Source organism: Lactiplantibacillus sp. 3062, from assembly GCF_055413545.1.
The window spans coordinates 45,656-64,942 of sequence record NZ_JBVAYE010000007.1; the positions used below are offsets into that span (position 1 = coordinate 45,656).

The window sequence follows — 19,287 nt, forward strand, 5'->3', positions numbered from 1 at the left end:
GGCGATTAGTGTCAATTGGTCCGCTTGATTTTAAGAATTGGAAAAATGGGTTAAGGAGCCAAATTGGTCGCTCGTTAGCCCATTTTTTGCGGGTTCGTTAAAATTACCGAAATCGCCCAGTTGAAAATTGCAATCGAGCTAAAAAATCGGTATCCTTATTGAGAGAGCAGACACTGAAAGGGGTTCTTGATCAATGACATTTGAGGAACGGGTTCAGAGTCGTCAGTTGGTTTATCAAGGCGGGTTGGTACAGGTCGAACGACAAGAAGTCACTTTACCAGATCAAACGACGGCAACACGTGAAATTGTGCGACACCAGCCGGCCGTCGCAATGCTGATGATTACCGCGCAACATAAAATGATTGTTGAACAACAGTGGCGCGCTGCAACCGGTGGGCTGACCGTCGAGATTCCAGCTGGTAAGGTCGAATCCGGTGAGACCATGGACCAGGCGGCCGTCCGCGAATTAAATGAGGAAACACGATTGACAGCTCAGCACTTAGAAGCAGTCGCCCAATTCTACACGTCACCCGGGTTTACGGACGAACTAATGAAGTTGTACGTTGCTACCGGTCTGAGTGCGGTTGCAACGGCATTCCCACAAGACCCTGACGAACAAATTAGGCTCATCAAGCTGGACCTCGCGACGGCTGTCAGTCAAGTTCAGACTGGTCAGATTCAGGATGCCAAAACCGTAATGGCGATTTGGTACTGGCAAAGTCACCCTGAGTTAGGAGTTGAAGCATAGTGGCAGATGATGATCGACTCACCAGACAGCAATATCGACAACAACGTAGCCAGCCAACTGGTCACGATACTCAGGAGCAAGAATCACCAACGGCTGAACCCAGTGCATCCAGACAAGCGTATGCTGCTGAGAACAACCGGGCTGTTGAAGAAGCCAAGACGAAACGGCTAGCCCGCAAATTGAATTGGGCGATTGCTGGACTAGTCGTTGGGATTATTATTGTCTTTTTAATTTTATTTTTAACACCATAGAAAGTAGGCGCTAGGCTCACATGAAATTTGGAATTATTTGTGCGATGGAAGAAGAACTTAAAACGTTACGGGACGCTTTGCAAGACGAAAAGATCGTTAATATTAAGGATATTACGTTCTATGATGGGACAATTGATCAGCAGGAAGTTGTCTTAGTGCAATCAGGCATTGGTAAAGTGCAAGCTGGTATGACTACGGCTTTAATGATTACTAACTTTGATGTGGACGTTGTCATCAACTCTGGTTCTGCAGGTGGGATTGGCGCTGGTTTGCATGTCGGTGACGTTGTCGTAGCTAAGGCAACTGCTTATCACGATGTTGATGCGACGGCCTTTGACTACGAATATGGCCAATTACCACAACAGCCACTATACTACGAAACGGATGCCAATTGGGTAAAGCAAATCATGGCGGCGGCCAAGGCAACCGGTTTGAATGCCAAGACTGGACTGATTGTTTCCGGTGACCAATTTATCGCAGATAAGGCGGCTACCGATAAGATTTTAGCACACTTTCCAGAAGCACTATCTAGTGAAATGGAGGGCGCCGCAATTGGTCAAGCTTGTCACCAGTTCCAGACGCCATATGTGGTGATTCGCGCGATGTCCGATGTCGGTGATGAAAATGCCGGTGTTAGTTTTGACGAATTTATCCTGGAAGCGGGTAAGCAGTCCGCAGCGATGTTACTTGCATTATTTGCGGCGCAAAATTAGTCAGATGTATCGCAGCGATGCTAATAACTAAGAATTATTTAGAAGGAAGTATGATGTAATGAAGCAAGTGTACCTAGACAATGCGGCAACGACCCCAATGGCAGCGTCCGTTATTCAGACGATGACGGATCAAATGACGAATACGTTTGGCAATGCCTCAAGCACCCACGCATTCGGTCGGGCCGCCCGTGAAGTTTTAGACGATAGTCGGCACGTGATTGCCCAAAGCATTAACGCAGCTGACGATGACATTATCTTTACCAGTGGTGGTACAGAAAGTGATAATACGGCGGTGATGCAGACCGCGTGGACGCGCCAACATTTAGGCAAGCATATTATTACGACGGCAATCGAACATCAAGCAATTCTTAAATCGACTGCTTTTTTGGCAGAACATGGGTTTGAGATTACTTATTTACCCGTGAATGAACAGGGACAAATTAGTCTGGATGATTTGAAGGCGGCACTACGTCCTGATACGATTCTCGTCTCAATCATGACCGGGAATAATGAAGTTGGTTCACAGATGCCAATCCATGAAATTGGTGAATTGTTAAAGGATCACCAGGCATGGTTCCATACGGATGCAGTGCAGGCCTACGGGTTGTTGGATATTGATGTGCAACGGGATCATATTGACATGTTGTCCACCTCAGCACATAAAATCAATGGGCCTAAATTCTTGGGCTTCTTGTATAGACGCAATGGCATTAACTTTCCTAGCTTTGTCAAGGGTGGCGAACAGGAAGATAAGCGCCGTGCCGGTACTGAAAATATCCCGGCAATCGCGGGCTTTGCCACGGCCGTGCAAGAACTGACGACCGCTGAGAAAGCCCACCGGCAGGCTAAGTATCGTGAGTTCAAGCAATACATCGTTGACCAGTTAACGGCTAACGGAGTTGATTTTGAAGTCAACGGGTCCCTCGGTGAGCATAATTTGCAACACGTTTTGAACTTATGGATCAAAGGGGTATCGACCTATACAATGCAAACTAACCTGGACTTAGGTGGTGTCGCAGTTTCTGGGGGCTCCGCATGTACGGCGGGGAGCCTAGAACCATCACACGTTTTAATTGCAATGTATGGTGAAGACTCTCCCCGGATCAGCGAGTCGATTCGGTTGAGCTTTGGTCGCTATACTACTAAGGCTGATCTGGATCAGTTTGTAACGGTGCTGACGAAGACGACGCAGCGCTTATTAAAAAAGCAGGGGGCGTGACGATGGCATACACAACAACGGTTAAACTAGATGGGGATACTAAGACGTATACGCTGAGTCCAACGGTCAAGAAATACACGTTGATGGATTTGGGTTTTGTGAAGGGTCGCTCGGGCGCGTTTAGTTTTGAACGTTCCTTGGATCCCACTTCACCCTATCAAGCGGCTTTCAAGCTGAAGATGACAGTCAATGCGGATTTGACTGGGTTTAAGATGACGACGGTAACGGGCAATGGTGTCCAACGGGCAAATATTTTCAAAAATGACGCCCATCCGGAAGCTGTTGAACAATTACGGTATATTTTAGCTAACTTTATTGAACGGGATGTCCTCACGACGGACTAATCAGGGAACGCCTGGCTTGCAGCCGGAGTTTTCTTTGTTATAATGGAAATTACTGGACTTGTACGACCTTCAAATCGTGGATTCTCCAGAATCTTTTGGAAATGATGGTGAAAAGTATGACTGATCACAGTAACACGCGTGTCGTTGTCGGCATGAGTGGTGGTGTTGATTCATCCGTAGTGGCGTTGCTCTTGAAGCAGCAAGGTTATGACGTGGTGGGCGTGTTTATGAAGAATTGGGACGATACGGACGAAAATGGTGTCTGTACCGCGACCGAAGATTATAAAGATGTTGCCAAAGTGGCAGATAAAATTGGGATTCCTTATTACTCGATTAACTTCGAGAAGGAATATTGGGACCGGGTCTTCACGTACTTCTTAGACGAATACAAGAAGGGCCGCACACCGAACCCCGATGTTATCTGCAACAAAGAAATTAAGTTTAAGGCGTTTTTAGATTACGCGATGGATTTAGGGGCGGATTACATTGCCACTGGTCATTACGCGCGGTTACAACATGATGAAGATGGCACGATGCACCTTTTGCGTGGTGTTGACAGCAACAAGGACCAAACTTATTTCTTAAGTCAGCTGGATTCGAAGACCTTACAAAAGGTGATGTTCCCACTTGGCGAAATGGTGAAGCCTGACGTTCGTAAGCTTGCTTTAAACGCGGGCTTGGCAACAGCTAAGAAGAAGGACTCCGTTGGGATCTGCTTCATTGGCGAAAAGAACTTCAAGGAATTCCTAGGCCATTACTTACCAGCAACGCCCGGTAAGATGATGACTTTCGATGGTCAGGTGAAGGGTGAGCACGCCGGGCTGATGTATTACACGATCGGCCAGCGCCGCGGACTTGGTATCGGTGGTGATGGCGAGGATAACGAGCCATGGTTCGTGGTCGGCAAAGATTTGAAGAAGAATATTCTGTATGTTGGCAAGGGCTACCATAATCCGCACCTGTACGCGACCCACTTAAAGGCGTCCGATTTACACTTTGTGACTGATGAAGACTTAGGTAATGACTTCCACGTGACGGCAAAGTTCCGTTACCGGCAAAAAGATTCTGGTGTGACGGTGCATTTTAATGATGACCACACGGAAGTTACCGTGACTTTTGATGATCCAGTTCGGGCGATTACTCCTGGACAGGCCGTTGTCTTCTACAACGGTGAGGAATGCTTAGGTTCCGGTATGATTGACGCTGCTTATAATGATGAGCGCGTCTTACAGTATGTTTAGTTCGTAATTGGTTTACCGCTGATCAAGCTGAGCTTGATTAGCGGTTTTTTTGTATGTATTGGGTCGGCCGTGGCCGGCGTACGTCAAAGCTTAGGTCGGACTTGCTTTTCTTGGCTAGGTTGATTAAGCTAAATGGAGTATGATCAATCGGACTGATTGGTTATAATCGATAAGCTGTTGTGGGATGGAATGATTATGAGACAATTAGCACATTTTAAATTTTTTGATACGCTATCTAAGAAAATGGTAGCCGGTTTTATTATCTTAATTCTGATTGGGACAGTCTTACTGAGCCTCCCATGGGCGACGCCAGCAAACGTGCACACGTCGTTGATCGATGTGTTGTTTACGTCGGCATCAGCGACATGTATTACTGGGCTGACCGTCGTCAATACTGCTGCGCACTGGACAACGTTTGGTCAATTGGTGATTCTGGTACTTTCGGAGGTCGGTGCGCTGGGCTACATGACCTTTGCGGTACTCCTCTTTAATATTATGCGTCGTCAGATCGGTCTCTCTACGCAGTTGATGGTCAAGGCCTCCCTGAATTTGGAACGATTGAGTGATACTAAAAGCGTTATGAAGTATGTCGTGGGTTTGTCACTGCTCTTTCAGCTAGGCGGTCTTGGGTTGCTCGCAATTGATTTTGTACCTCGATTTGGTTGGCGTCACGGATTGTATGTGTCACTATACCATGCGGTTATGTCATTTTGTAATGCCGGTTTTGATGTGTTTGGCGATAGTCTGCAAGGCTTTCGTAATGATCCATACGTCTTGACGGTCACGATGATCCTAATTATTGCGGGTGGCCTTGGATTTTTAGTTTGGCGTGACGTGCTGCTGTACCATACGCGTAAGCGACTGACTTTAAATTCCAAACTGACCTTACTCACAACTTTCAGTTTATTTGTCATCGGTTTTGTCTTGTTGTTGATCACTGAACGTGACTTGGAACTGTTGCCAACCGGAATGTCGTGGGTCAACCGAACGATCAATACGCTGTTTTTAAGTGTTACCCCCCGGACAGCGGGTTTAATCACAATGCCTACTCAAGGATTGCAAGCGGGGAGTTTATTGGTCATTATGATTCTGATGTTCGTTGGTGGGACGCCTGGATCGACTGCGGGTGGGATCAAGACGACAACGTTTGGCGTTTTGATGTTCCAAAGTATTGCCCAGCTACGTGGTCGCCGTGATGTTGAGTTTAGTCATCGTCGTTTTAGTCAGGAGAATATCAATCGGGCGCTAATGCTGATTTTCTTGGCTAGTATTGTGCTGACAGTGGCAACACTGATCTTAACGCAGACTGAAAAAATTCCGAAGGGCTTCGGGTTGGAATACGTTTTGTTTGAAGTGTTATCAGCATTTGGAACCGTCGGACTCAGTTTGGGATTGACGCCCAATCTGACTTTGATTGGGAAGATTGTAATCATGATGCTAATGTTTATTGGCCGGGTGGGGATCTTCACGTCACTCTACGCGCTTTCCAGACGTCAAGCTAGGGTGAACTTGATCCGTTATCCGGCAGAAAATATTTTGATTGGTTAGGTGGGCAACATGCGAAAAAGTTTTGCTGTATTTGGTCTAGGACGGTTTGGTGAGAGTGTTGTTCGGGCGCTTGCCGCAGCTCATCAGGATGTTTTGGCCGTTGATATTAACGAAGAACCAGTTAACGAGCTAATGGACGTGGCGACACAGACAATGATTGCTGATACCCGTGACGAGCAGGTGTTGCGTGATTTGAACGTCGATACGTTTGATTATGTGATTATTGGGATTGGCAATAATATGGAAGCCAGTATTCTGACGACGATGTTGAGCAAGGAGCAGGGGGCGAAAAAGGTCATCGCCAAGGCCGAAACTAGCGACCAGGGGCGGGTCCTTGAACGGGTCGGCGCTGACCAAGTCGTATTTCCGGAACGTGATATGGGTCAGGGCATTGCCCACCGCATCCTTTCCAACCATATTTTAAACTTTATTGACTTAAGTGATGAGTATACGTTGGCCGCAATCGAGATTACGGATCCGAACTTTGTTAATCAGAATCTGATCGATTTAAAGATCCGGCAACGTTTTGGTCTGACGGTAATTGCAATCAAACACGAGAAACACATTGATGTCTCGCCCAAGCCGACGGATATGATGGCCCTCCATGATGTGATTACTGTGGTTGGTCCAGTTAAGGGCGTTATTGCGTTAGATGAAGCGTTAAAAAAATAAATGAATTAATGATGTAAAAACATCAAGGACAACGGGCCTTGATGTTTTTTTGGTTACAAGGGTGACTGGGTATCCACGTTGTGGCCGGTTATCACCAGGCGTTTAATTAATATGGAAAGTTAATGAATCAAAACATAACCCACAGTTTCGATTGGTATACATGATAAACTATGGTTGGCGTCAGGGGAAGAGGACGGTGAAAGCGGAATCATAAAGTGATTAGTAAACTAATATGGTAGCAGGCGACTGGAAAAGCAGTCGATTGAGAAGGAGGAAGCAACATGCGAACTTTTAAATTAATGACCGGGTTGAGTGGTGGCGCAACTTTACTATCACTTGCGCTAATGCCCCTAGCGGCGTTAGCGGCCGGACCCGGAACAGCAAGCAACAATTTGACGACAGTTTCGTCTGGTTATGTTGCGGATAGCACGGGTAATGCGGAAGCGTTATCGAATGCACAATTTACGGTTATGCCCGGTGAATTAACGTTGGATGCTGTGCCAAATATCGCGTTAAGTTCGACCAACGTTAAGAATATTGCATCTGCTGCCACAACGTTAAATGCAACAAGTAGCAATACGTCGGGAGGCAGTGGCTATGATGGCAATGGTAGTGGCAATTTAAACGTTAGCGACTTTCGGGGAAATCATGCTGGCTGGACGTTGACAGTTGGGATGGGACCGTTTAGTTCGGGAGCGGCTAAAGTTGACTCGGCCACATTGAATTTGAATATGACCAAGGGTAACGCTGACAATGCTAATACTGCCGCGCCGACCGCATTGAGTTTGAATCAGAGCGAAGTGACAAACGGATGGGTCGCGAGCCCACAAACGTTATGGAATGCTGCTGCAGATAGTGGTGAAGGTTCAAATACAGCGACGACTGCCACGAGCAGTTCATTGCAAGTCGGTAAGCAGTCCAATATTTCTGCTGGAACTTACACAGCAACGCTTTACTGGACGCTTCAAAATGCACCAGCAGCTGCTGCAGCAACACCAAAAGCAGCTTCATAGGTTCAGCTGATCATCGCGCGTCGTTATTCAATGATTAAGTGAAGTGGGGGTGTTTAGAATGCGATGGAAACAAATCGGTCAGTGGTGGTTATTAGTGTTGGCATTGCTACTAGGCGGGCTTTTAGGGTCATTACCTGGTCAAGCGGCATCTAACACACCCGCATCGGGTTTTATTCTGACACCCTTACTGCCCAAGGATCAACTAGATAAGCAGGCGGGTTACTTTAATATGAAGGTCACGCCGGGAACGACGTCAACGTTCAGAGTCTCCGTCAGCAATCCTGGTAAATCAGCAATTACGTTGCAGGTAACACCGGTCAACGCAACGACCTCAGATGCAGGCAGCGTCGCGTACGTGCCGTCTAAGCGGCATGACCCATCTGCCACGACGACGTTTACTGACATGACGTCAAGTGGCGTCGTAGTTAAGTTAGCGGCTCATCAAGCGAAAACGGTGGCTTTTAAGACCACGATTCCCAAGTCTGGGTTCCAAGGGGAGGTGTTAGGTGGCCTCTTTGTCACCAATCCAACCGCCAATGCGGCCCGGCCAACGACGAGTCAAGGTTTTATGTTGAAGAATCGCTATGCAGAGGTTACAGCGGTGGCGCTTTGGTGTCAGCCGCAAGTGACGATTCCAGTTAAGTTAGTCCTCGATGAAGTCAAAGTGACGCCCACCAATGGGCAACCAGTACTCTTTGCCAAACTCCGTAATCTGACGCCGACACTTTTTGGACAACTCAAAATTCAAGCACGCGTTATTCAACGCACGACGGGAAAAACCGTTGCCACGCAGCAACTTAAATCAGGATCAATGGCACCGAATAGCTGGTTTAACTATCAAGTCGCGTTGGGCACGCAAAACTTAGCCGCAGGGAAGTACCGACTAAAATTGCATCTAACGAGCGGCCAGCGTGTCTGGGATTTCACCCGTGACTTTACCTTGACTGCAGAACGGGCGCAACAACATAATCATCATCTGGTTGGACCGCGTCAGGTCAACTGGTGGCTGTGGGGTGCAGTGGCACTAGTCATTCTCTTAGCACTTCTAATGGCGGCGTACTGGTTTGGCCAGCGGCGTTCGCGTAAGGAGTGAGGAACGATGAGAAAGTTGATCAAGGCTTGTGGCCTAATGGTGATAAGTATGCTGGTTGGTTTAGGTATCGTCACGAGTGCCTTAGCAGCCAAAACGGCGCCCCAATCGCCAAGCAGTCCACCGAGTTCCGTCTTAGGCTTGAATCTATCGGGCGGTTTTTCACAACAGCCAATCGATTCAAATGTGATTGGTGGCAACTCAGTAACGCTGTCGGTTCGGGCTCAGCGCAGTGCGCTTGAGGCGGCGACAAGTCTGTTGAGTGGTCGCAAGTACGTTTGGTGGGAATCGACGGATGAGGGGCAAACCTATCAGAAGATTGGCACTAATAGTCGAACCTATACTTTCAATGCGCCGCAAGTGACCAAAACAACGCATCTTTATTTTCAGGTCCAGTATGATTTCTCTGGTGTTGGGGCGTTTCCTGATTATTGGTCCAAAATCGCGAAAGTGACGGTCACGCCAGCCCGGGTGGTAACGACTGGCATCAAAGTGACGAGTGATGACGCGTGGCTCAATAATGCACAAACGACCATGGTACATGCAGCACTGACGCCAGAGGAAGCAACGGATCCAATTACTTGGAAGAGTAGTGACCCGTCACTTGCGGCAGTTGATGAATATGGGAATGTGACCGCAGCGGATGCCGCCACGGATAATTCCGGAAAAGCGGATGATCACGGAACTGTCACGATTACCGGAACCTCTAATGGTCTGAGTGATAGCGTCAAAATTTTGGTTGGAGCGTTACAAGATGTGACGGTCGTAGAAGGGACGCCGGCAACATTTACATTACCAGCATTGCCCGAGGGGGTGACTGTTAGCAATTGGTATCGTGTCAAGAATGGTAAGGCTACAGCCCTCAATGTCACGGATACGAGTTATACGGTCAAGGTACCGACCAATGCGGATGATGATGGAACGGCCTACTATGCGAGTCTAAGCTATCCGGTCAATGGCAAGCCACAGACGGTGACGACCAACGCCGCTTTGCTAACAGTTAAGAGTGGTGGTCGGTTATCATTGAGTGCCGTTCCTAATTTTAATTTTGGAACGTTAAATCTGCAGCGACTCGCACAAGGTACTGACTTGGCGACAGACCCGACGGCCGTAAAAGCTAATGACGGTTATGACGGTAATAATGACTATCGGTTGGCCGTGGTTGATGACCGGACTGTTGGGGCTGACTGGCAGTTAATGGCGAGTCTGAGTCCCTTTACTGCTGAAAATACAACAATCAAGACGGCTCGGTTAATGCTCAAAGACTCGACGGGAGTGCTCAATCAAACGATACCAACGGATGGTTCGACAACCAGCGTTTACCGGCAAACTGGTCATCAGAGTCAAACTTTTGATGTGGCACCTAGTTCATTACAGTTACCAGCAACACCATTGGCAACGCCTGGTGAGTATCAAAGCATTATTACTTGGACCTTGGCGATTGTGCCCGCTGCATAATAATTAGTGGTGGTAAGTAGTGTTTCAAAGCTACTTACCACTTTTTTGTTAAAGCAGGGTAATGCTGGAGTTGAACTTGGTTCGGCTGATTTAGTTTACATAATTATATTTTTATTAAGTAGATTGAAAAAACGACGATTTACTCTTACGGCTGAGTAGTACGGTGAATAACAGCCATTGGCAGTATGGCGTAGCAGTTGCATACTTAGTGGCTAAAAGATACCATGCCCGGTCAACTGATCGCGTTTATCAAATAATAGCGTGATGATCGTTAAAATTCGTGAACAGATTTTGAAAATCAGTCTGAAAACTGTCATAATATAGAACGTAAGACGTGTTGCGAGCGTGACGAAGTATCACGACCATCCGCCACGTCATTTGAAGTATTAACAGGGTTGGCCTAACGGCGATTGACTATGAGTTGCAATGATACTGCTGAATCATCGCAACCGTTATTCAGTTTGGAGGGGCCATTGCTCGAAAATAAGATCAAATCAAGACACTAGAGTAAGGAAGTAAGCAATTGACAAAACTATTATTTGTTCGCCATGGGAAAACAGAGTGGAATCTTGAGGGGCGCTATCAAGGCTCTCAGGGAGATTCACCATTATTACCGACTAGTTATCAAGAAATTCATGAATTGGCAGCGGCGCTCCAGGATATTCGGTTTAGTCATATCTATGTCAGTCCGTTAAAACGGGCGCGTGATACAGCGATGACACTACGTAATGATTTGACACAATCAGAGTTACCCATAACGGTACTGAGTCGTTTACGGGAGTTCAATCTCGGTAAGATGGAAGGAATGGCCTTCACGGATGTTGAAGCTACGTATCCGGCCGAATTCGACGCGTTTCGAAATCATCCGGATCAGTATGACCCGACAGCGATTCAAGGGGAGAGCTTTCAACAACTGCTGAAGCGGATGACTCCCGCTATTAAGCAAATTGTTCAAGCAAATCCACGTCGCGATGACAATGTTTTGATCGTTAGTCATGGTGCGGCCTTGAATGCCTTGGTCAACTCATTACTGGGAGCGACACTGGCGACGTTACGGCAACGGGGTGGCTTGTCGAATACGTCAACAACAATTTTAGAGACGCGTGACCGTGGTCAACATTTTAAGCTATTAGATTGGAATGACACCTCATACCTATCACGGCGGCCCGATGCAACTGATACGATTTAATATAGAAGGAAGTGGTTCGGATGGCAAAAACATCACGTCCTAGCAAAGCTAAACAGCAAGCACTAGTCCATCAACTCATTGGCAAGATTGATGCACAGCCCGAGGACTACCATGCTTATTATGAACTAGTGGTATTATTAACGGCTGGTCAAGATTTTGAACAGGCAGAGGCGTTAGCAATGAAGGCGTTGGGAAAGTTTGACCACCAACAACCCGCAGCCGACTACCTGCGTTATGCGTTGGGAAATGTCTATTATCAAGCTCAAACTTATGACAAAGCGTTACCATATTATCAACAAATTACGGATGATCAACTAAAACAGGATGCTTATTTAATGAGTGCACAAGCTTTAATGGCCCAACACGATTACCAACATGCCCTGGTCTGGGCCATTACGGCTCAAGAGGCACGTCCACAACAACTTGACGCTAATTTGTTAGTAGCAGACATATTACTTGCGTTAGGCAATAATCAGCAAGCATCGGATTACTATCAACGCGCATATAAGATTGATTCGCAATCTGGGCGAGCTGCTTTTAACCTTGGACTGACCGCAATGGTACTGGGAAAACCGTATGCCACCTGGTTTGAACGCGCGCAGAAATTGGACAGTCAATATTTTAAAAGTCATCAGCAACAGCTAACGGATATTGAAAAAATGTTAGCCGCACAAGCAGATAATCAAAATCACTAATTTAGGAGGATTTCCGTGACGGACGAACAAGCACATTTATTTTCCGACGATATTGGTCGGGAACCGGTCACACACTTTATCGTCGGTAAAGTCGCTGCCGTTTTTTTTAGCAGTGCCGATAGTTTTTATAAAGTCTTATTAGTCAAAGTAACTGAACAGAACATTGATTGGTCGGAAGATGAGATCGTTGTTACTGGAAATTTTGCGGATATTCAGGAGGAGACAACGTATCGTTTTACCGGTAAAACGGTCACGCATCCCAAATACGGGGTTCAGTTTCAAGCGGATAATTATCAAAATGAAACGCCCACGACACGCGCAGGCTTGATTGCCTATCTATCTGGTAGTGATTTTCCTGGGTTGGGTAAGCGGACTGCTGAGCGAATCGTCGATACTTTGGGCGAAGACGCCATTGATCAAATTTTAGCTGATCCGAAGGTTTTAAAACCAATCGGACTTCGGGCCAGCGTTCAGACGACTTTGATCGACACGCTCACGGTCAATAACGGTTTGGAGCAAACTATCATCGGACTTAATGCGTACGGTTTTGGGAGTCGGTTAGCTGCGGCCATCTATGCACGCTATCAAGGTGACACTTTGGCTAAGATTCAAGAGAATCCGTACTGTTTGGTTGAGGATATCAAAGGCGTCGGGTTCAAAAAAGCGGATCAAATTGCGGCCCAACTTAAAATTGATCCCCAAGCGGATGACCGGTTAAAGGCGGCCCTATTGACTGAGATTAATGAGCTGTGCGTGGAAAACGGTGATACGTATACCACGGCTCAACCGTTGCTGAATCAAACGTTGCAACTACTTGAGAATGCTCGCAATGTTCAAATTGATCCTTCGAAGCTGGCTGATCAGTTGGTCGTCTTGGCGAAGGAAAATAAAATCGTGGGTGACGAGAATCGTATCTACTTGCGCGGCCTCTATGAAGCCGAGTGGCGCGTTGCGGAACATTTACAACGGTTGTTAGCCGCCGATAATGATGAAAAATTGTCTGAACGTGCCGTGGATCATGCTATCGAGCATGTCGGTCGAGCTAGCAACATTACTTATGATGAATCACAAACCGAAGCACTAAAAGCGGCGATTACGGCGCCTGTTTTTCTACTAACTGGGGGACCGGGGACTGGTAAAACGACCATTATCCGTGGCTTAGTCGCGCTCTATGCGGAATTACACGACGTTGCACTAGATATCAATCAGTATAAGGATAAGCCTTTTCCAATCCTGCTGGCGGCACCGACTGGACGGGCAGCCAAGCGGATGGCTGAAACGACTGGGCTCCCAGCTAGTACTATTCATCGGTTGCTTGGGTTGACGGGGCGTGAAGATGGTCCCGAGGAGCCTAGTAAGGAATTAGATGGGGGCCTCCTGATTATTGACGAAATGTCGATGGTTGACACGGTACTGTTTCAGCAGTTACTGACGGCGATTCCAAGTCACATGCAAGTCATTCTTGTTGGCGATAAGGATCAACTGCCATCGGTAGGAGCCGGGCAAGTGTTTCATGATTTATTGCAGTTTAGTGAACTGCCCCAAATTGAGTTAACGACAATCTACCGGCAGGGCAATGATTCCAGTATTATTCCGTTGGCCCACGCCATCAAAGATGGTCATTTACCGGCCGATTTTGCCGTCAACCAACCGGATCGCTCATTTATTGCCTGCAACGCTTATCAAGTCAATCACATTGTTGAACAAGTTGTGGCACGTGCCAAGGCGAAGGGCTTCAGTGCTGAGGAGGTACAAATTCTGGCCCCGATGTATCGCGGCACTGCCGGGATCGATCAGCTGAATACCACGGTTCAGAAAATCTTTAATCCGTTGAAGAGTGCCCATCAGAAGCATCTAACGTATAACGGTCAAGATTTTCGGGTCGGTGATAAGGTCCTGCACCTCGTTAATTCACCCGAGGATAATGTTTTTAATGGCGACATTGGTAAAATCGTCGGTATCGATCTGGCAAATGATTCTCACAATGAATCGAAGAAAGACCAGATCACGATTGCCTTTGATCAAAATGAAGTGACTTATCAACGCAATGAATGGAATCGATTGACATTAGCGTACAGTATGTCGATCCACAAGTCTCAAGGGAGCCAGTTTAAAATGGTGATTCTGCCACTGGTACCACAATTTGCACGGATGCTACAACGCAATCTACTGTATACTGCCGTGACACGTGCTGAACAAATGCTGATCCTGTTAGGTGATAGTCAATCATTTGAGCGGAGCGTTACCAATGAATCGGTTAATCGCCAAACCACACTGACGAAACGGTTACAACAAGTCTTTGGCGGGGATACCGTATCCGATGAAACGGCCACTATTGCGACTACTGACCAAGCAGAGGCAATGCCAGCCAGCGAAAAAGCGACGGCGGTTAAGAAAGTTGCTTCTGACGAGGAGTCGGCCACTGAAAAAACTCAGGAACCGAGTTCCCAGTCTGCTGGACCAACAATTTTGACCCCAGCGCTAGTCAGCGCTGGCCGAATCGATCCGATGATTGGCATGAATGGTATCACGCCAGCTAATTTCATGCCGCAAGTAGCTAATTGATAATTAATTGGTTATTGCAACTGAAATTACGGTGAACGACACATTGTCGGCGACGCTCATTATGCAAGAAAATTTGCTTGTGTGCGGTTTTTAGCCGTGGTTACTGCTATAATCAAAGTAGCGAAATCATCAAACAACTTTTATGGAGGTCGTTATGTCAACAGATCAATCTTATGCCAAACTGAAACTGTTTGCCCTGAATTCGAACCTACCGTTAGCCGAAAAAATTGCGCAGCGGGTCGGAATTCCACTCGGCAAAAGTTCCGTAAAGCGGTTTAGTGATGGTGAAATTCAGATCAACATCGAAGAAAGTATTCGTGGGGCGGAAGTTTTCGTCATTCAATCTATTTCGGAACCGGTCAATGATACAATATTAGAATTATTGATCATGATCGATGCCTTAAGACGTGCTAGTGCCAGTCAGATTAACGTGGTTATTCCTTATTACGGGTACTCACGTCAAGATCGCAAAGCGCGTTCACGTGAGCCCATTACTGCGAAATTAATTGCAACGTTATTGGAAAAGGACCGGGCCAGTCGAGTCTTGACGGTCGATTTGCACGCCGCACAGATTCAAGGATTCTTTGATATTCCGGTTGATCATTTATTTGCGGCCCCACTCTTGGCAAGTTATTTTAAAGATCGCGGCATTACCGATAATCTCGTCGTCGTGTCACCAGATCATGCCGGTGTTTCGCGGGCACGTAAGATGGCAGAACTATTGGGGGCCCCAATTGCGATTATTGATAATCGACACCCAGATGATGATGACCTAGTGCCAAGTAGTATTATTGGTGATGTGAAAGGGCGCGTCGCCATTGTGATCGATGATATGATTGATACGGGAACTCGGTTCGATGTCTCGGCAGATGCTTTAGCACAAGCGGGAGCAGCGACCGTATACGGCTGTGCGACTCACGCAATCTTTTCACAGGATGCAGTGGCTAAATTACAGGCTTCCAAGTTCGAGAAAGTCATCGTGACGGATACGATTCAGATCCCAGCGGATAAACAATTTGATAAGTTGGTGCAACTTTCGGTTGGTCCATTATTGGGTGATGCAATCAAATTAGTACATGAACAGCAACCAGTTGATCGGTTGTTTGATCCTCGCATCTAGCTCGCAACTTTAAGCACATTAACCTACAAAAAGGTTAATGTGCTTTTTGGTTGGTTTACTGAATAGCGTAACTCGTCCAAACAGTGCAACTAATTACTTGAAGTAATCAAAAGATAACATTCCGTTTATATGCATAAACATTGCTATAACAGCCAAATGCGCCGCTTTGGCATTGGCAAACGTTTTTCAAAATAACCGGACTGTTTTGTAAAAAAACGAGCGATTCTAGTTTGTATTTTGGTAAATTGTGCTACAATAAAATTATGATTTGTAAAAGCAGGTTAAGAATTTCTTAATCTTCAGTCACAAGACGATTTTGTTACTGTTAATTTGAGTTCAAAAACTAAGGAGTGAATTAAATGTCACAAGCACATACAACGGGCAAGGTCCTAGCCAGTACGGTTGGTGCCGTTGGTTTATTGCTTGCTACAGGCCAAGCTGCCAATGCTGCCTCAATCACTGTAAAAGCAAACGATACAGTTTGGGGCCTCGCTCAACAACACGGTGTTTCCGTGCAGAGTATTGAAAAACTTAACCAGATTAAAGCATCTGATGGTAATATCGATTTAATTTATGTTGGTCAAAACTTACAAATTGGTGGATCCGCAACTAAGACCGCCACGACTAAGTCAGCAACTAAGAAAGCCGCTACTAAGGGTACATATACCGTTAAAGCGGGTGACACTCTTTGGGCGCTTGCTGATAAGTACAACACTTCTGTTCACGCTCTCCAGACGTTAAATGGTCTTTCTGGCGATTTAATTGTGGTGGGTCAGAACATTCAAGTGCCAGGAGCAACGACCAAGACGACCGCTAAGACGAGTCAAAAAACAACCATGTCAGCTACTAGTGCAGCGTCAACTACGAGTACGACTGCCAAGGCCACGACGGCTGTTAGTGCGAGTTCCACCTCAAGTACAAGTGCGAGTTCGGTTTCAAGTGTGAGTGCAAGCGTTGTAAGTAGCACCAGTGCAGCAAGTCAGGATGCTGTCAGTGCGAACTCAGCAAGCAGTACTAGCACGTCAACGATATCATCATCGACCGGCTCTGTTGCTTCATCAACGGCTACGACCTCAAATGCACCGGTCAAAGCAGTCGCAACGAGTGCAGCCGTATCAGCAAGTAGTGCTAGTTCTTCGACTGCTACCAGTCAGTCGAAGAGTGTTGCAGCGAGTGCCTCAGTAACGAGTAGCGCGTCCTCATCAGCTGCTAGTTCAACAACGACTAGTAAAAGTACCGCTTCAACTGCGAGTGCAACTAGTACTAGCAGTACGACTGCTACTAGCACGGCTAGTCAAGCATCAAGTACAGCTGCTAGTGCAGCATCAACTACGAGTACAGCGAGCCAGAGTAGCTCGGCAGCGACTAGTTCAAGCACGACCAGTCAGAGTAGTTCTTCAGCAGCCACTAGCAGTGCAAGCAATACCGCAAGTAGTACCGCAACGACTAATAGTAGCAGTACCACTACTAGTTCAACGAGTGATTTAGCTACTGGTTCTGTAACCGGCCTTGCGCTGAAGTTGGCTAGTGCCAACATCCCTTATGTTTGGGGTGGTGCGAGTCTTTCGGGAATGGATTGTTCTGGTTTAGTTTCCTATGTTTACCAACATGCAGCTGGGATTACCTTGCCACATAGTACGGTTGCACAGGAATCTTATGTGACGACGCATTCCGTTGCGGATGCTCAACCTGGAGATATTTTATTCTGGGGTAGTCGTGGTAGCACTTATCACGATGCCATCTATATTGGAAATAATCAATACGTTGCGGCTCCAACTGAAGGCCAAAACGTTCAAGTTCAGACAATCAGTTCTTACTTCATGCCAAGTTTTGCAGGTACGGTTAAGTAAGCCGATTTTAATTGCAAATACCCCTAACACGATATTGTTAAGTGTTAGGGGTATTTTTATTTAAATTTTTTTGAATTTTATGATTTAAACTTACCAATAATTGTGGTATATTATGTTTGTCGTTTTTCAATTCGAAAAATTGGACCATCTATTGTGATAAGGAAGTGCTATCAGTGAGTAATCGTTTTGAGATTCTGGAAGAATATCAAGAGGCTAATACCGAACTCGATCATTTAAGGACGCTAGCCGTTCGGCAACAGGATCGCTCACGGGTTGTGACCATTTATCCGCATTTGAAAGAACGGGTGAGTCACTTATCTCGTAAATGTGAACAACTTGACATGCTTCTGGAAGCAATCAACGCTTCTGAGGACTAAGATTAATCAAGACTGACTGTGTGACCATATTGAGATGGTCAGCAGTCTTTTTTATTAGCCGAGTGGGTGGGGAGTCAATTAAGTGGTCATTAGCATTGCTGGCCGGTAAGTGGATGGCGCTCAAGTAGTATGAATTGCCAATCTTGGTCCTATAAAAAAGTCGTTGCGAGCATCTTCGCAACGACTTTTTATCGCTAATTTGTATTGTTTTAGCAGTAGAGTTAGTGGTGGTCATGGATACTAGTGTCGATCCAGAATGGGTAGGGATGGGTGGACAAGTAGAGGTCGTAATTACGATTCCCAATAATTTGACCATCCATCTGACCAATTTCAACAGAGTTAACCAACAAGTGCAAGTTAGCGTTGCGATAATGGTGAACGAAACGCGACTTAAGATGACGGCCACCCAGTAGCAGTAAGACGAACAACCAGAGGATAATCCACCAGTGAGGCTCTTCGACAACGATCAATTCGAGCTGATCATCGTGCAGATTAGCCTGAGGCAGAATTTTAACTCCGCCACCAAAGTATGGAATGTTCGAGACTGTACAAAGGAAAGCCCGCTTATAATAGTCTCGCTTCCGGTTAACGTGTACGGTTAGCGGGAAGCCTTCCTGTTGGGAATATGCGGCCAGCATGTTACTGAGATAAGCCCAACGACCCAGACGGCCCTTCTTTTTGCTACGGTTTGTGTCATCAACGATTTGAGCGTCAAATCCTAAACCAACGTTGTTGACGAAATACCGGTGTTCGTTTTTCAAGGTTTCATGGAAATAACCAACATTTAACGAACGGGGCCGCATATTGTTGAGTACTTGTGCAAGTGCAATTGCTGGATCAGTCGCCATACCCAGACCGCGAGCAAAGTCGTTGCCCGAACCTCCAGGAATGTAGGCGAGCGGGATCGGTTCAGCTTGTGGGACCTGCATAATACCATTCAAGGCCTCGTTCAGTGTGCCATCACCACCAATGACCAGAATGACCGGGGTCACGTTTGGTCGTCGTTGAATGGTTTTAACGTACTCATTTGCGAGCCGAATTGTGTGGCCGGCATATTCAGAAATTCGATATTCAAATCGAATCTGTCGTTGTTCTAGAATCGGCTTGACGGTTTCCCAAACGACCTTACCGTGACCAGATCCTGCCAGTTCATTAATAATAATGTAGTATTCAGCAATCAAAATTACACCTCAT

At 46.5% G+C, this 19,287-nt stretch carries 18 protein-coding genes; 17 read left to right on the forward strand and 1 reads right to left on the reverse strand.

Annotated features, from left to right (window positions below):
* Positions 1–193: 193 nt before the first annotated feature.
* The 17 genes from ACWQAU_RS10375 (at position 194) to ACWQAU_RS10455 (ending at position 18,093) form a co-directional block, all read left to right on the forward strand.
* Positions 194–748 (forward strand): NUDIX hydrolase, encoded by a 555-nt coding sequence (locus tag ACWQAU_RS10375; RefSeq protein WP_003640847.1) that lies wholly within the window; start codon positions 194–196, stop codon positions 746–748.
* Positions 748–999: a hypothetical protein gene (locus ACWQAU_RS10380; protein WP_003640846.1), complete on the forward strand. Its 252-nt coding sequence runs from the start codon at positions 748–750 to the stop codon at positions 997–999. Before ACWQAU_RS10375 ends, ACWQAU_RS10380 begins: the two co-directional genes overlap by 1 nt.
* A gap of 20 nt (positions 1,000–1,019) precedes the next feature.
* Positions 1,020–1,712: a 5'-methylthioadenosine/adenosylhomocysteine nucleosidase gene (locus ACWQAU_RS10385; RefSeq protein ID WP_027821190.1), complete on the forward strand. Its 693-nt coding sequence runs from the start codon at positions 1,020–1,022 to the stop codon at positions 1,710–1,712.
* Between the two features lie 58 nt (positions 1,713–1,770).
* Complete coding sequence (locus tag ACWQAU_RS10390; RefSeq protein WP_003640844.1) at positions 1,771–2,931, forward strand: cysteine desulfurase family protein; 1,161 nt, start codon at positions 1,771–1,773, stop codon at positions 2,929–2,931.
* A gap of 2 nt (positions 2,932–2,933) precedes the next feature.
* The gene (locus ACWQAU_RS10395; RefSeq protein ID WP_003640843.1) at positions 2,934–3,275 is read left to right on the forward strand and encodes a DUF1831 domain-containing protein; all 342 of its coding nucleotides are present in this window, start codon (positions 2,934–2,936) and stop codon (positions 3,273–3,275) included.
* Positions 3,276–3,370: 95 nt separating this feature from the next.
* Entirely contained in the window at positions 3,371–4,516 is a 1,146-nt protein-coding gene (gene mnmA, locus ACWQAU_RS10400; protein WP_015640584.1) for a tRNA 2-thiouridine(34) synthase MnmA, read from the forward strand.
* Positions 4,517–4,705: 189 nt separating this feature from the next.
* On the forward strand, positions 4,706–6,064 hold the full coding sequence (locus ACWQAU_RS10405; RefSeq protein ID WP_003644601.1) for a TrkH family potassium uptake protein: 1,359 nt from the start codon (positions 4,706–4,708) through the stop codon (positions 6,062–6,064).
* A gap of 9 nt (positions 6,065–6,073) precedes the next feature.
* Entirely contained in the window at positions 6,074–6,736 is a 663-nt protein-coding gene (locus tag ACWQAU_RS10410; protein WP_003644600.1) for a potassium channel family protein, read from the forward strand.
* Between the two features lie 281 nt (positions 6,737–7,017).
* Entirely contained in the window at positions 7,018–7,749 is a 732-nt protein-coding gene (locus ACWQAU_RS10415; RefSeq protein WP_003644599.1) for a WxL domain-containing protein, read from the forward strand.
* Positions 7,750–7,807: 58 nt separating this feature from the next.
* Positions 7,808–8,842, forward strand: a complete 1,035-nt coding sequence (locus ACWQAU_RS10420; protein ID WP_003640838.1) for a DUF916 and DUF3324 domain-containing protein — start codon at positions 7,808–7,810, stop codon at positions 8,840–8,842.
* Between the two features lie 6 nt (positions 8,843–8,848).
* The gene (locus ACWQAU_RS10425; RefSeq protein ID WP_060418074.1) at positions 8,849–10,297 is read left to right on the forward strand and encodes a WxL domain-containing protein; all 1,449 of its coding nucleotides are present in this window, start codon (positions 8,849–8,851) and stop codon (positions 10,295–10,297) included.
* Positions 10,298–10,820: 523 nt separating this feature from the next.
* A complete protein-coding gene (locus ACWQAU_RS10430) occupies positions 10,821–11,486 on the forward strand; it encodes a histidine phosphatase family protein (RefSeq protein ID WP_003640836.1) in 666 nt (221 codons plus the stop codon).
* 20 nt (positions 11,487–11,506) lie between these two features.
* Positions 11,507–12,181: a tetratricopeptide repeat protein gene (locus tag ACWQAU_RS10435; RefSeq protein ID WP_003640835.1), complete on the forward strand. Its 675-nt coding sequence runs from the start codon at positions 11,507–11,509 to the stop codon at positions 12,179–12,181.
* Positions 12,182–12,196: 15 nt separating this feature from the next.
* Complete coding sequence (gene recD2 / locus ACWQAU_RS10440) at positions 12,197–14,746, forward strand: SF1B family DNA helicase RecD2 (RefSeq protein WP_027821187.1); 2,550 nt, start codon at positions 12,197–12,199, stop codon at positions 14,744–14,746.
* A 154-nt stretch (positions 14,747–14,900) separates the two neighbouring features.
* Complete coding sequence (locus ACWQAU_RS10445; RefSeq protein ID WP_003645927.1) at positions 14,901–15,866, forward strand: ribose-phosphate diphosphokinase; 966 nt, start codon at positions 14,901–14,903, stop codon at positions 15,864–15,866.
* 359 nt (positions 15,867–16,225) lie between these two features.
* Positions 16,226–17,716, forward strand: coding sequence for a C40 family peptidase (locus ACWQAU_RS10450; RefSeq protein ID WP_027821186.1), 1,491 nt, complete (start codon positions 16,226–16,228; stop codon positions 17,714–17,716).
* A 173-nt stretch (positions 17,717–17,889) separates the two neighbouring features.
* On the forward strand, positions 17,890–18,093 hold the full coding sequence (locus tag ACWQAU_RS10455; protein ID WP_003645925.1) for a hypothetical protein: 204 nt from the start codon (positions 17,890–17,892) through the stop codon (positions 18,091–18,093).
* Between the two features lie 221 nt (positions 18,094–18,314).
* Here ACWQAU_RS10455 and ACWQAU_RS10460 read toward each other — a convergent pair whose 3' ends face one another.
* Positions 18,315–19,274 (reverse strand): diacylglycerol/lipid kinase family protein, encoded by a 960-nt coding sequence (locus ACWQAU_RS10460; RefSeq protein ID WP_013355677.1) that lies wholly within the window; start codon positions 19,272–19,274, stop codon positions 18,315–18,317.
* Positions 19,275–19,287: the final 13 nt, after the last annotated feature.